The organism is Tenacibaculum sp. M341 (assembly GCF_004337695.1).
GTDB lineage: Bacteria > Bacteroidota > Bacteroidia > Flavobacteriales > Flavobacteriaceae > Polaribacter.
This window is the reverse complement of record NZ_SJXJ01000004.1, coordinates 92,550-105,141: the sequence shown is the minus strand read 5'-3', so window position 1 is coordinate 105,141 and position 12,592 is coordinate 92,550. Positions and strand designations below refer to the sequence as shown.

Annotated in this window: 12 protein-coding genes; 7 read left to right on the top strand and 5 right to left on the bottom strand. The window is 30.6% G+C overall.

Annotated features, from left to right (window positions below):
- Positions 1 to 76: 76 nt before the first annotated feature.
- From EYW44_RS05725 to EYW44_RS05715, 3 genes are all read left to right on the top strand, one after another.
- Complete coding sequence (locus EYW44_RS05725; protein ID WP_243643607.1) at positions 77 to 688, top strand: YqaA family protein; 612 nt, start codon at positions 77 to 79, stop codon at positions 686 to 688.
- Between the two features lie 82 nt (positions 689 to 770).
- Positions 771 to 1,931: an MFS transporter gene (locus EYW44_RS05720; protein WP_132722713.1), complete on the top strand. Its 1,161-nt coding sequence runs from the start codon at positions 771 to 773 to the stop codon at positions 1,929 to 1,931.
- A gap of 20 nt (positions 1,932 to 1,951) precedes the next feature.
- Positions 1,952 to 2,185 carry a DUF1456 family protein gene (locus tag EYW44_RS05715; RefSeq protein ID WP_132722712.1) on the top strand — a complete coding sequence of 78 codons (234 nt, stop codon included), beginning with the start codon at positions 1,952 to 1,954 and terminating at the stop codon, positions 2,183 to 2,185.
- 7 nt (positions 2,186 to 2,192) lie between these two features.
- Here the strand turns inward: EYW44_RS05715 and EYW44_RS05710 are convergent, their stop codons facing one another.
- Both EYW44_RS05710 and EYW44_RS05705 read right to left on the bottom strand, forming a co-directional pair.
- Positions 2,193 to 3,803 (bottom strand): Ig-like domain-containing protein, encoded by a 1,611-nt coding sequence (locus EYW44_RS05710; protein ID WP_132722711.1) that lies wholly within the window; start codon positions 3,801 to 3,803, stop codon positions 2,193 to 2,195.
- Positions 3,804 to 3,842: 39 nt separating this feature from the next.
- Positions 3,843 to 4,535, bottom strand: coding sequence for a ComF family protein (locus EYW44_RS05705; RefSeq protein WP_132722710.1), 693 nt, complete (start codon positions 4,533 to 4,535; stop codon positions 3,843 to 3,845).
- Positions 4,536 to 4,589: 54 nt separating this feature from the next.
- On the opposite strand from EYW44_RS05705, the gene EYW44_RS05700 reads away from it, so the two are divergent.
- The 4 genes from EYW44_RS05700 (at position 4,590) to EYW44_RS05685 (ending at position 10,234) form a co-directional block, all read left to right on the top strand.
- Positions 4,590 to 5,153 carry a class I SAM-dependent methyltransferase gene (locus tag EYW44_RS05700; protein WP_243643606.1) on the top strand — a complete coding sequence of 188 codons (564 nt, stop codon included), beginning with the start codon at positions 4,590 to 4,592 and terminating at the stop codon, positions 5,151 to 5,153.
- A 36-nt stretch (positions 5,154 to 5,189) separates the two neighbouring features.
- Positions 5,190 to 6,380, top strand: coding sequence for a GTPase HflX (gene hflX, locus EYW44_RS05695; protein ID WP_132722709.1), 1,191 nt, complete (start codon positions 5,190 to 5,192; stop codon positions 6,378 to 6,380).
- A gap of 179 nt (positions 6,381 to 6,559) precedes the next feature.
- Positions 6,560 to 7,273 (top strand): energy transducer TonB, encoded by a 714-nt coding sequence (locus EYW44_RS05690; RefSeq protein WP_132722708.1) that lies wholly within the window; start codon positions 6,560 to 6,562, stop codon positions 7,271 to 7,273.
- A gap of 99 nt (positions 7,274 to 7,372) precedes the next feature.
- Positions 7,373 to 10,234 (top strand): TonB-dependent receptor domain-containing protein, encoded by a 2,862-nt coding sequence (locus tag EYW44_RS05685; RefSeq protein WP_132722707.1) that lies wholly within the window; start codon positions 7,373 to 7,375, stop codon positions 10,232 to 10,234.
- Between the two features lie 127 nt (positions 10,235 to 10,361).
- Here the strand turns inward: EYW44_RS05685 and EYW44_RS05680 are convergent, their stop codons facing one another.
- The 3 genes from EYW44_RS05680 to EYW44_RS05670 form a co-directional block, all read right to left on the bottom strand.
- On the bottom strand, positions 10,362 to 10,616 hold the full coding sequence (locus EYW44_RS05680; protein WP_207893755.1) for a hypothetical protein: 255 nt from the start codon (positions 10,614 to 10,616) through the stop codon (positions 10,362 to 10,364).
- Positions 10,617 to 10,681: 65 nt separating this feature from the next.
- On the bottom strand, positions 10,682 to 11,644 hold the full coding sequence (locus EYW44_RS05675; protein WP_132722705.1) for a succinylglutamate desuccinylase/aspartoacylase family protein: 963 nt from the start codon (positions 11,642 to 11,644) through the stop codon (positions 10,682 to 10,684).
- Positions 11,611 to 12,513 carry a RimK family alpha-L-glutamate ligase gene (locus EYW44_RS05670; protein ID WP_132722704.1) on the bottom strand — a complete coding sequence of 301 codons (903 nt, stop codon included), beginning with the start codon at positions 12,511 to 12,513 and terminating at the stop codon, positions 11,611 to 11,613. Before EYW44_RS05670 ends, EYW44_RS05675 begins: the two co-directional genes overlap by 34 nt.
- Positions 12,514 to 12,592: the final 79 nt, after the last annotated feature.

Here is a 12,592-nt window from a genome sequence, read left to right as displayed (position 1 = left end):
TTAGTTTGCTTTTATACAATTACCTCGTATTTTTGCACCTCAAAATTTTACATGCTGATAGACAATGAGCAAGAAAATGAAAAAGCCTTCAAAAAAACCGCATTACGAACGTTTGCATAATTATTATCAACGTACTGGTTTTTACATGTTTATATGGGAAAGTTTAAAAAAAGCTTTTTTACCTATTGTAGCGGTTGTTATAGCGTTAGTGTTATTCAATAAATTTGTTTACGACATTAACAAAGGTCTTCAGTTAATGACAGAAACATTTTCTAGAACTAGCTTATTAATTGTATTCTTTATTTCTGAAACTATTTTAGGATTGATTCCGCCAGAGATATTTTTAGCATGGTCTAAAAAAACTGACGACCCGATTTTAAATGTATCTATTTTAGCTGTACTTTCTTATTTCGGTGGATTGGTTGCTTATTTCTTAGGAAAAGCTTCTCTTAAAATAAATGCTGTTAGAGAATATTTAGAAGTTAAAATGGCACAGCATTTAAAAAACACTAAAAAGTGGGGCGGTATTTTAGTTTTAGTTGGTGCTTTATTACCATTACCTTTTGCTATTAGCTGTTTAACTACTGGTATGATTAAATACCCTTTTAAAAACGTAGCACTGTACGGTTTATTTCGTTTTTTAAGATTTGCTATTTACGCTTGGGCTATTTTTTCTATGGTGAATTAACTTTTTCAAAACGATTATTTCATATTATAAAATGCATAAAACCTTATATTTTTTCTGTAAAAAGTAAGGTTACTTTGTATGTATGAATAACTTGTTTTCAATAGTTAGGAAACCCACATACTTTGCGCCCTTATTTGTTTTTGCTTCTATCAACATTTTAATGGGGACATGGGTTTTGTATATTCCTTTTATAAAAGAAAAGCTAGGCTTAGATGACGGTCAAATTGGTGTTGCTTTATTTTCTTTTGCTGCTGGTGCACTGGTAAGTATTCCATTTGCTCCAAAAATAATTAATTACTTTGGAACTGGTAAAACAACAGCCTTAGGCATACTTTTTTTTACTACTTTATTTATACTACCAATTACTGCTACTACTTATTTTCAATTGTGTTTATTTCTACATTTAATAGGAATATTCTCTTCTGTAACAAACATTGCAATGAATGCATTGGTTGCTGAAATTGAAAAAAGAAATGAAATTAATTTTATGACTACGGCTCATGGTTTTTTTAGCTTAGGAGGCGTTATTGGTGCTGGTTTAGGAACGTTATTAATAAACTTTATTGATATTCCTTTATATCACTTCTTAATTATTGTAATAGCTGTAAATACCGTTAATCTTTTATTTGTAAAACAATATTTCACTATTAAAACACATATAAAAGAAGAAAAAACAAAGTTTTCTATTTCTAAATACAAATCGCTATTACTACTTGCTTTCTTAGGTATTATTATTTCTGGAAATGAAGGTGCTATTGAAAATTGGAGCTCTCTATTTTTAAAAGAGAGAGTAAATGTTGCAAGCGATAATTTAACTGGTTTAGGCTTCTTATTCTTCTCTTTCTTTATGATGTTTGGTCGCTTTTTTGGAGATCAAATAAGCGCTAAGATTGGTTCTTTTAAAATAATCTTCTTTGGTTTCTTTATTGCTATCGGCGGACATTTATTAGTTTTAACTCAGTATTTCCCAACCTCTATCATAGGTTTTAGTTTGTTAGGAATTGGACTCTCTGTAATTTTTCCTGAAATTATAAGGCTTGCTAGTAAAAGCAAAACACATTCGCCACCCGTTGCTATTTCTTTTGTTTCTGGAATTGGTTTTTTAGGCTTTTTAGGCGCCCCTATTTTAATGGGATATATCTCTAAAATCAGCAATCTTTCCTATAGCTTTGGTACACTTACTTTTGCTTGTATTATAGGAACTTTACTAATTTTAAAACTTAAGAACACTTATAACAGTTAAATTAGTGATACCTTTGCAGTATGGCATTAACAAATAACGATATTTTTAAAAAGTTACGTGTAGCTCACAAATTAAGAGATACTGATATTATTGACATTTGTGCTTTAGTTGATTTTAAGGTATCAAAAGCAGAGCTTGGAGCATTTTTCAGAAAAGAAGACCACCCTAAATACATGGAGTGTGGTGATCAGATTCTTAGAAACTTTTTAAATGGTTTAATTATTCATTTAAGAGGTCCTATGCCTAAAAAGTAAAATAACGTTACTCTTTATCTATTTCAAAAACTTGGTTAATTGACCAATTCGCTCGTAATTGTAAAACTTCTTCTAGATAAATAATTCGTTCTGGTTGCTTTTTACCTAATAAAACTCCAGTATCCCATTTACCATTTTCATTTTCATCAACTACAGCTTTAATAACATATTCTTTTGGTTCTAATAAAGTAAACTCCAACTTTTTTGAACTCTTTACATACTCTTTTTTCACCACTACATCTTTGTCTAAAATCTCGATAATAACTGGAGATTTCACTTTCTTTTTTATATCCAAAATAATCGTCCCATAATCTTCTTCTTCCTTTGTATTAAAAGAATAAACTAAGGTATCTTTACTTTGCACTTCATAAACATCTTTTATAGCATTGGGTAATCCTGTAAAAGTATATTTAGATTTTTGTTTCTTATCAAACATTAATCCTATTTCATTACTTGTAAGTCCTTTCAATTTAAAAGGCACAGGAATTGAGTCTGACACAACCAAAGAAAATTTAGTTGTATCAATTTCCACAACCGGATTATTAGTTGTTAATTTAAAAGTATCTGTTAAATGCAATACATTTTTAATGTTATTAGAAACTACTAAAGAATCAATTTTCTTCTTTCTTAAAAAAACGGTTGCAGTATCAATTTCTTCTTTATGAGTTATTATGTACTGAAGAGAATCTGCTTCAATATCTGTATACCATAAATTTAAAGTATCTTTTTCTTCCTCAAACAAAGTGTAATCTTTGTAATTTTCAGGAGTTTTAGATAACAATTTTACCTTAAAATCTTTTTTATTTCCTCCTGTAAACCCAAATTGAATCTTTCCTTTTTTAATTTGCTTAGCCCTTTTAAATTTATAAGGTTGTTTTTCTTGAAATAAAATAATTGACTTTTTAATAACACTATCTTTAGGTAAATAGATAGTATCATTTAAGAATCCTATTTTTTCTGTGGCTGAACTAAATTTGTAATCAGGATTTTCCTCATCAATTGCCATTAAAAAATACTTTCCTTCTTTAATGTTAGAAAAATTATAATTTACAGAATCATATGTTTTTGTAACATAGTCTGGCTTTCTTCTATAAGGTACAGAATCATTAAATGTAGTATCTGCTTTATACAATAAAACACTGTAATTTTTTGAAAGTTCTTTAGCCTTTATATCTCTAACACCACCTTTTATTGTTAGTGAATCAATATAATCTCCTGTAGAAAATACATACTTAAAATTCTCTAAAGTATTTCCTTCGTTGTTATCCTGTACGGCATCACCAAAATTAAAAGTGTAAGTAGTATTCCCTTTTAAAGTATCTAAAATTTTAATATTAATGTATTTACTTGGAATACCTTGAGGTGTAATTAAAGGATTGTTTTTTAAAGGCGGAGAAATAATTAATTGTTTACTTAAGTCTTTTAAAACAATATACTCATCAAAATAAATTCTAATATTCTTTTCATCAAAATTTAAGCTACCGTTGCTTGGTTTTGCAATGACCATAATTGGTGCGTCTTCATCTTTTGGACCTCCCTCTGGACTACCTTTTCTGGCACAGCTTTGAAAAATTACCGAACAAACAGTTATTAAGAAAATAGAATATAAAAATTTCACGTATAGATATTTTACAGGAATCAAAAGTAATAAAAACAACTATGTTTTTTTAGTGTAAGCCATAGTTAGAATACTTATTTTAATATTTTTAACTTTTTGCAACTCATTACAACATACTTGCAAGGTTGCTCCTGTAGTAACTACATCATCTATCAACAATACATGCTTTCCTTCTAAAGCGCTAACATCTTTCACTTTAAACTTTGTATCTGAATTGTGAAAGCGATCAAATCTACTTTTAAAAGTTTGAGTCTCCGACTTAGAAACTCTAACCAAAGAATTCTTTAAAAAAGCCACATTTAACTTCTTACTTAATGTTTCTCCAAAAGAAGTTAACTGATTGTATCCTCTTAACTTAAATTTACTTTTGTGTAAAGGAACTGGAATTACGAGATCGAAACCAGAAAAATTTTGATGCTTTTTTAAATAAAACCACATCCAATTTGCCAAGAAAACGCCTATATCTTCTCTATTTTTGTACTTTAAATTATGAATTAACTTTTGAGTTATATTATTTTTTTGATAAAACAAGAAACAAAATCCTTTCTCAATCGTTGACTTACCATAAAAGATATTAGTTATAAAATTGTTTTCTATATCTTTTAGGTCTGTTATTGGCACTTCATTTACACAATTAGAACACAACACTTTCTCTGATTGATATAAATGTTTCTGACAATTAACACATAAATTAGGATAAAAAATGTTTATAAAATCTTTAAAAAAACGCATATTTGCTGAGCAACTTTTTTAAAGTAAAAATACAAAACAATTAAAAATATATTTTTGGAGAAGAAATTTAATTTTTTAAAAGAAGCAATTTCAACAGTAAAAACCTCAGGAACAATTATTCCAAGCTCTCGTTTCTTAGCAGAAAAAATGCTAAAAAATATAGATTTTGATAAAGCAGAGGTTATTGTTGAGCTAGGTTCTGGTAACGGTGCAATAACAAAACACATTTTAAATAAAATGAATAAGCAAACAAAATTGGTTTGCTTTGAAATTAATGAATCGTTTCACCAAGAACTATCTAAAATTAAACATTGTCAAATGACAATTTTAAAATCTTCTGCGGAAAATATAAACGAAGAGCTAGATAAACTTGGTTTTAAAGAAGCTGATTATGTAGTATCTGGACTACCCTTAACAATGATTCCTAATGAGATTTCTGAAAATATTTTAATCGAAACTCATAAATCACTGAAAAAAGGAGGTCGTTTTGTACAATTCCAATATAGTTTAGACTATTACAAAAAGCTAAAAAGCATTTTTAGTAAAGAAAATGTATCTCTTAATTTTGAACCTTTAAACTTTCCACCTGCATTTATATATAGTTGTATTAAAAAATAGAACGTTACTTTTTTAGAATTTGTATTTTTGCCCTCTATGATAGAAACACGCGAAGCAATATCAGAAAAGGTAGTTTTAATAGGAATTATTACTCAGCACCAAAACGAAGACAAAGCCAAGGAATATTTAGATGAATTGGATTTTTTAACTGTTACTGCTGGAGGAGTTCCTGTAAAAAGATTTCTTCAGAAATTAGACAAACCAAATCCTAAAACTTTTATTGGAACAGGTAAACTAGATGAAGTAAAAGCTTATGTTGAAAGCAACAATATAGGAACTGCTATTTTTGATGACGAGTTATCCCCTGCACAATTACGAAATATCGAAAGAATTTTAGATTGTAAAATTTTAGATAGAACTAACCTAATCTTAGATATTTTTGCCAGTAGAGCGCAAACTAGTTCTGCTAAAACTCAAGTAGAACTTGCTCAATACGAATATATTTTACCTCGTTTAACAAGAATGTGGACTCACCTTGATAAGCAAAAAGGGGGAATTGGTATGAGAGGTCCTGGGGAAACAGAAATAGAAACAGACCGTCGTATCATTAGAGATAAAATTACTTTACTTAAAAAGAAATTAGCTACTATTGATAAACAAATGGCTGTTCAAAGAAAAAACAGGGGGAAATTAGTAAGAGTAGCTTTAGTTGGATATACCAATGTTGGAAAATCTACTTTAATGAACTTAATTAGTAAAAGTGAGGTTTTTGCTGAAAATAAGTTATTTGCTACATTAGATACAACTGTTAGAAAAGTAGTGATTCAAAACATTCCTTTTTTACTTACTGATACCGTTGGTTTTATTAGAAAACTACCAACTCAACTTGTAGAATCATTCAAATCTACCTTAGATGAAGTTAGAGAAGCTGATTTATTATTGCATGTTGTAGATATTTCTCATCCAAATTTTGAAGACCATATTGCTTCTGTAAATAAAATTTTAGATGAAATTGACAGCGGAAATAAACCTTCTGTAATGATTTTCAATAAAATTGATGCGTATACTCATGAAACTATTGAAGAAGACGATCTTGTTTCTGTAAAAACAAAATCTCATTACACTTTAGAAGATTGGAAAAAAACTTGGTTTAACGATTTAGGTAAGGATGTTTGTTTTATTTCTGCACAAGAAAAAAACAACATCAACGAGTTCAAAGAGCTTGTGTATGAGAAAGTTTTAAACATACACACTAAAATTTTCCCGTATAACAATTTTCTTTATTAGAAAACGTTCAATTTAAATACAGGCGAATATATAAAGATAAATAACCCATGTAAAACTCACAAAAACAGAAAGTTATTTTTTTTTCATATATTTGCTAACATTTAGTTTTTCTAATTTTAAAAAAGTTTAAATCTAATCATGATGTTTTTAAGCTTTATTAATCGTTAAAATCCCCGTATATGAAAAAAATATTAACTGTTTTATTAGTTATTTTTTCTTTATGCGCTTTTTCTCAAAGCCACAAGGAGACCTGTAAATCGCCAGATGATGCTGGATTGGATTTAAACAGTATTACAAAATGTACTGTTAAGTCCTCAAAGAAGACTGACAATAAAAAAGCGAGACAAATTACAGTTCGAATTTCTGCGCCAAAAAAGAGGTTCTTAAAGAAAAGAAAGAAACAAGTAGCTTCTGAAGCTAATAGTATGAATAGTTCTGGTGTAACAATAAACAATGCACCATCTATTTCAAACTCTGTGAAATTAAAGACAAACTTAGCAGCATTAAAAAACACTTTATCTAAAGAAGAAGTAAGAAGTGCTCAAAAGTTTAGTGCTATTGACAAAATACCTGCATTTCCTGATTGTAGTTCTGATGATCAAGTAGATTGTTTCAATACTGAAATGATAGAACACATTCAAGAACATTTTGAATACCCTAACAAAGCTCTTTTAGAAAAAATTGAAGGAGAAGTTTGGGTACGCTTTATCATTGATAAAGAAGGAAATGTAACAAATATTAAAGCATTAGGACCAAAAGGAGGTAATATATTAAAAGATGAAGCTATTAGAGTGGTTTCAAATTTACCCAAATTCAAACCTGGTTCCAAAGACGGAAAACCAATCTCAGCGAAGTATGGTTTCCCTATCAACTTTTCATTAGAAGATAACTAATTTGCCAAAAGCCTGCTATATTTTTAAAAAATAGCAGGCTTTTTTAGTAATAAATTGTTATTTTGTCACATAATTTAGATTAATAAAAATAATATTAGTATGATTAAAAGACTACTTATTCTATTTCTTATTACTAGTAATTATGTGTTATTCGCACAAACAGAAGTCTCAGGTTTAGTATTTGACGAATACCTGGAACCATTCCCCGGAGCTGTTATTACTATAAACAAATTAAAGGTTGCAACATCAGACTTTGATGGCGCCTTTGAAATTAAAGTTGAAAAATTCCCCGTAACAATAACTGTTTCTGCAGTTGGTTATCAGGCAGAGAAAGTCATTCTAGAAAGCGCTTCACAAGATATCAATGTGATTTTAAAAGAATCACAGATATTAGATCAAGTTGTACTTTCTGCATCGAGAACCCCTGAACGAGTTATGGAATCTCCAGTAACAATTGAGAGAATTGACCAGAAGTACATTGGTAAAACTCCTTCTCCTAACTTTTATCAGAGTTTAGGAAACTTAAAAGGAATTGACATTTTAGACAATAACTTAATCACAAAAGCTATTGCTTCTAACAGAGGTTTTGTGAGTACAGATAACGTAAGAACCGTACAGTTAGTTGACGGGGTAGATGTAGCTGTACCCGTTTTTGACTATGCCTTAGGAAATACTTTTGGACTAAATGAGTTAGATGTGAAAAACGTCGAGATTCTTCCTGGTGCTGCTTCTGCATTATATGGTGCGAACGCATTAAACAACATTGTATTAATGACAAGTAAAAGTCCTTTTGATGATACAGGTATTAGCATGTACACAAAATCTGGAGTAACTACTCAAGAAAGTAGAGGAACTTACGGTTATTATGATGTTGGAGCTAGATTTGCTTATAAATTTAACGATTGGATTGCTGGTAAGGTAAACATGACTTACTTTGAAGGCGAAGATTGGCACGCAAATGACATTTCTGATGTAAATGGTACACTTAGTACTGATCACTCTACAAGCACAAGTTATGATGGAGTTAATGTATATGGAGACGAAGTAGGAATTAATTTAGTAGATTTAGCTTTACTTGCTGCTCCTGATTTCGCTGCATTTGGTATTAATACATTAGGTTTAATCTCTACTATTCCTAATGCTCAAAATCAAAGAATTACTAGAACTGGTTACAGAGAAAGAGATATTTTTGACTATGGTTTAAAAAACACCTTATTTGATGCTGCTTTACATTTTAGACCTTGGGGAGAAAATGAAGCTGAAATTATATTAGCTACCAAGTTCAATACAGGAAACAACATCTCTCAAGCAAGTAATAGATATTTACAATCTGGCTCTTATATGGAGCAATATAAAATTGAAGTAAAGGGTAAAAATTACTTTGTTAGAGGTTATTACAACGAAAATAATGCTGGTAGAACATTAGATTCAAGACTAGCTGGTATTTTTGTTATCAACGACTGGAAAAGTCATGGTGACTACTTTGGAGAATATGCTCAAACATATTTTGGCGCATTAGCTGCAGGTATTCCAAATCCTGATGCTCATGCCGCTGCTAGAAACGCTGTAAATACTGGATTACCAGTACCTGGTTCTGCTGAATATCAAAGTCGTTTAAATTTAGCTGGTCAAACTAACTTATCTGAAGGAGGAGCTAGATTATTTGAAAACTCTGGTTATTATCATGCTGATGCTAACTTGAATTTAGCTGATTATATCGATTTTGCAGATATACAAGTTGGAGGTAGTTTTAGAAGTTACGCACTAGACTCACAAGGTCAAGTATATACAGATGACGATGGAGTAATTAGATACAGACAATTTGGTGTGTACACACAATTACAAAAGAAATTTTTAGACGATCGTTTAAAATTTACAGGTACATTACGTTATGACAAGTCAAGAAACTTTGATGGAAATTTCTCTCCAAGAGCTACCTTATCTTACGCTGTAGGAGAAAAAAGAGATCATAACTTTAGGGTTGGTTTCCAAACAGGATTTAGAAATCCTACATCTCAAGATCAATATATTGGTATTAACTTAGGAAATGCAGTGTTAGTTGGATCTGTGGAAGAAAATTTAACTCGTGAAACTGTTACTAGAAACTTTACAGCTGGTGGTGTTGCACAATCTGTAACTCTAAATGGAGTAGATGCTTTTGAAAACGCTTACACTGCTGAATCTGTAGCTGCATTCCAGAACAACTTTAGAAACAACGCTGTAACTGGTAACATTGACCCATCTACTGGATTACCTGTTTTCACTCCTACTTTATTACAAAAATCTACTGCAAAATTAGTCCAACCAGAAATTGTAAGATCTTTTGAAGTAGGTTATCGTGGTGCAACTAGTATTGGTAGTAAACTTTTAGAATTTGATATTGTCGGTTTCTATAACTTCCATGAAGATTTCATTACTCCTATTGATGTTGAAGTTCCTTTATTTGGAGATGTTGACGACTTAAGTTCTGGTGTTGTAAACGCTATTGCTTCTGGAAACACTCAAACATTTAGTATAACTACTAATAGTGAATCAAAAATTGAAGCATATGGATTTACAGCAGGGTTTAACACTAAAATATTAGGAGATTTTGATTTAGGTGCTAGTTATGCTTTTTCAGATTTTACGATAGAAAACAATGATGCTTTTACATTTAAGCCGTTTTTTAACACCCCTAAACACTCAGTTAAAGCTCAATTTGGTCACGAACGTTTATTTAAAAACTTCGGGTTTAACACTAACTTAAGATGGCAAGATACTTTCTTATATCAAACACGTTTCGCAAATACTATTCTTGATGCAAGATTTGTTTTAGACGCACAGTTAAACTATGCTATACCTTCTATCAAATCAGTATTTAAGGTTGGAGGAACAAACTTAACAGGTAAAGAATACAACAGTGTTCCTGAAGCAGGAACAATAGGTTCTCAATATTACATTTCTTGGACTATTAACAATTAATATTTAAAAGTTCAATTAATTAAAAAGACCAAATTACTTAAAAGTAATTTGGTCTTTTTCTTTTAAATTATTCTTATTTCAAAAGTCACTATATAAAAAATATCTGACTCCAAAACAATCAGAATATTTATTTACCTAAAGCATTTTTAATTATACCTATAACAACCATTAACACACCACCTCCGGCAGTTCCTCCGGCTATACTGCCAATAAGCTCTCCTAAATCTAAGCCTAGCATTCCTAATAATTGAGCTCCAAGTCCACCTCCTAAAATACCAACTACAGAATTCCATAAGGTTCCCATAGAAAACTTTTTTAATAATGCTCCTGCAATATTACCACCAAGTGCTCCAGTAAGTAAACTAATAATTAAATCTGTCATAATTTTTGTTTTTTTGATTTGTTAAATTCAGCTTAATTTAACAAAAAACGAAAAAATAAACAAAATTAATAACCAATATGAAACAACGGATCTCCTAAATTAACTACAGGAAAGTTGTTTTTTGCTATAATATAACCATCTTTAGGAGCTTTTACGGGAAATTTTGTTTCTCCATAAGTATCCATAATAAATCCGATAATAGCTCCTTTTTTAATCATTGCTCCGTTTGCAACCTTCGCATTGAAAATTCCTGCAGCTCTTGCTCGTAACCAACTCTTTTTTTCTATTAAAATTGATTTTTTTTCTTCAGGAATTAGTACATCATCGCTTATCATATTAAAATGCTTCAATACTCTAAGTGTTCCATAAATTCCTTCTTGAATAGCATATTCATCTAACCTCAAAGACTCACCACCTTCATAAACTATAACAGGAATTCCGTACCTAAAACATTCATTTCTGAATGATTTTGCAATCATTTTAGAACCAAATCTAAATGGTGAGCCAAAAATATCAGCTAACATTTTGCCATTTTCATCTTCTGGAGTATATCTAATCTGTGGATAATTACTTCTTTGAGCTCCTCCAGTATGATAATCAATAGCAAAATCAACATTTTTCGTAATCTCTTTCATTAAATAATACGCTAATCTACTCGCCAATGAACCTCTTTTAGAGCCAGGGAAACTTCTATTTACATCTTTCCCGTGCATTTCTCTAGAAAAATCTAAAAAACCAAAAATATTTAGTAGTGGTAACACAATAACACAACCTCTGTGAATCTTGTACGATTTGTCTATTAACATTCTTCTTACCAATTCCACACTATTTACCTCATCTCCATGCAAGCCACCTTGCAACAAAATAGTAGGTCCTGGCTTTTCGCTATTAAAAACATACACTGGAATCTCAATTAATGTTCCTGTTGGCAACCTATCTAAAGGTATTTTAATGAGTTTAGACTCTCCTAACCCAACTCTTTCTCCTCTTATTATTACTTCCTCGTTCTTGAACTCTTTGTTGAACATTTTTTTTCTAAAAATTTTATCATTCTTTCGGCAACATTCACCTTTGTATATGCTTCTATTCCTTGTAAACCTGGTGTAGAGTTTACCTCTATTAAAAGCGGACCTCTTTTAGAGCGAATTAAATCAACACCAGCAACAGGTAGTCCTAAATAATTTGCTGCTCTAATTGCCATTGATTTTTCTGCATCACTAATTTCTTCTTTAAAACCTGTTCCTCCACGATGGATATTCGATCTAAAATCATCTTCCAAACCTTTTCTTCTCATGGAAGTAATTACCTTATCTCCCGCAACAAAAACACGAATATCCTCACTATTACTTTCCTTTATAAATTCTTGTAAAAGAATGCTCATATTCATTCTATAACAGGTATCAATAATTGATTTTGCAGATTTTTTACTTTCAGCAAGCATTACTCCCATTCCTTGAGTACCTTCTTGAAGTTTTATTATTACAGGTGCGCCTCCTAACAACTCTATTTGCTCTTCTATATTTTCAGGATTTACTGAAAAAACAGTATCAGGAATCGGAATTCCTTTTCTATTCATTATTTGTAGCGTTCTTACTTTATTCTGCGCACGAGTTATACCTAACGAACGTGATGTGCTGTAAACTCCATTCATTTCAAACTCCTTTACTACAGCAGCTCCATGTCGGGTAGCAGATGCTCCTATTCTAGGAATAATTACATCAGGCTCATCTATTATATCTTCGCCTTCATAAATAATTTGACGTTTACCTCCACTTAACTTAATTGAACAACGCATGTGATTGATAATACTAACTTCGTGTCCGCGTTTTACCGCTTCATCATAAATTCGTTTGGTGGAGTAAATATTCTCACTAACAGATAAAATAAAAATATTCATTTTTTAGACGCCTTTTTACAAATCTAATCAAAAAGTAGATAAACTTTAGTTAAGTTTTACACACATTTTTACAGTTCTA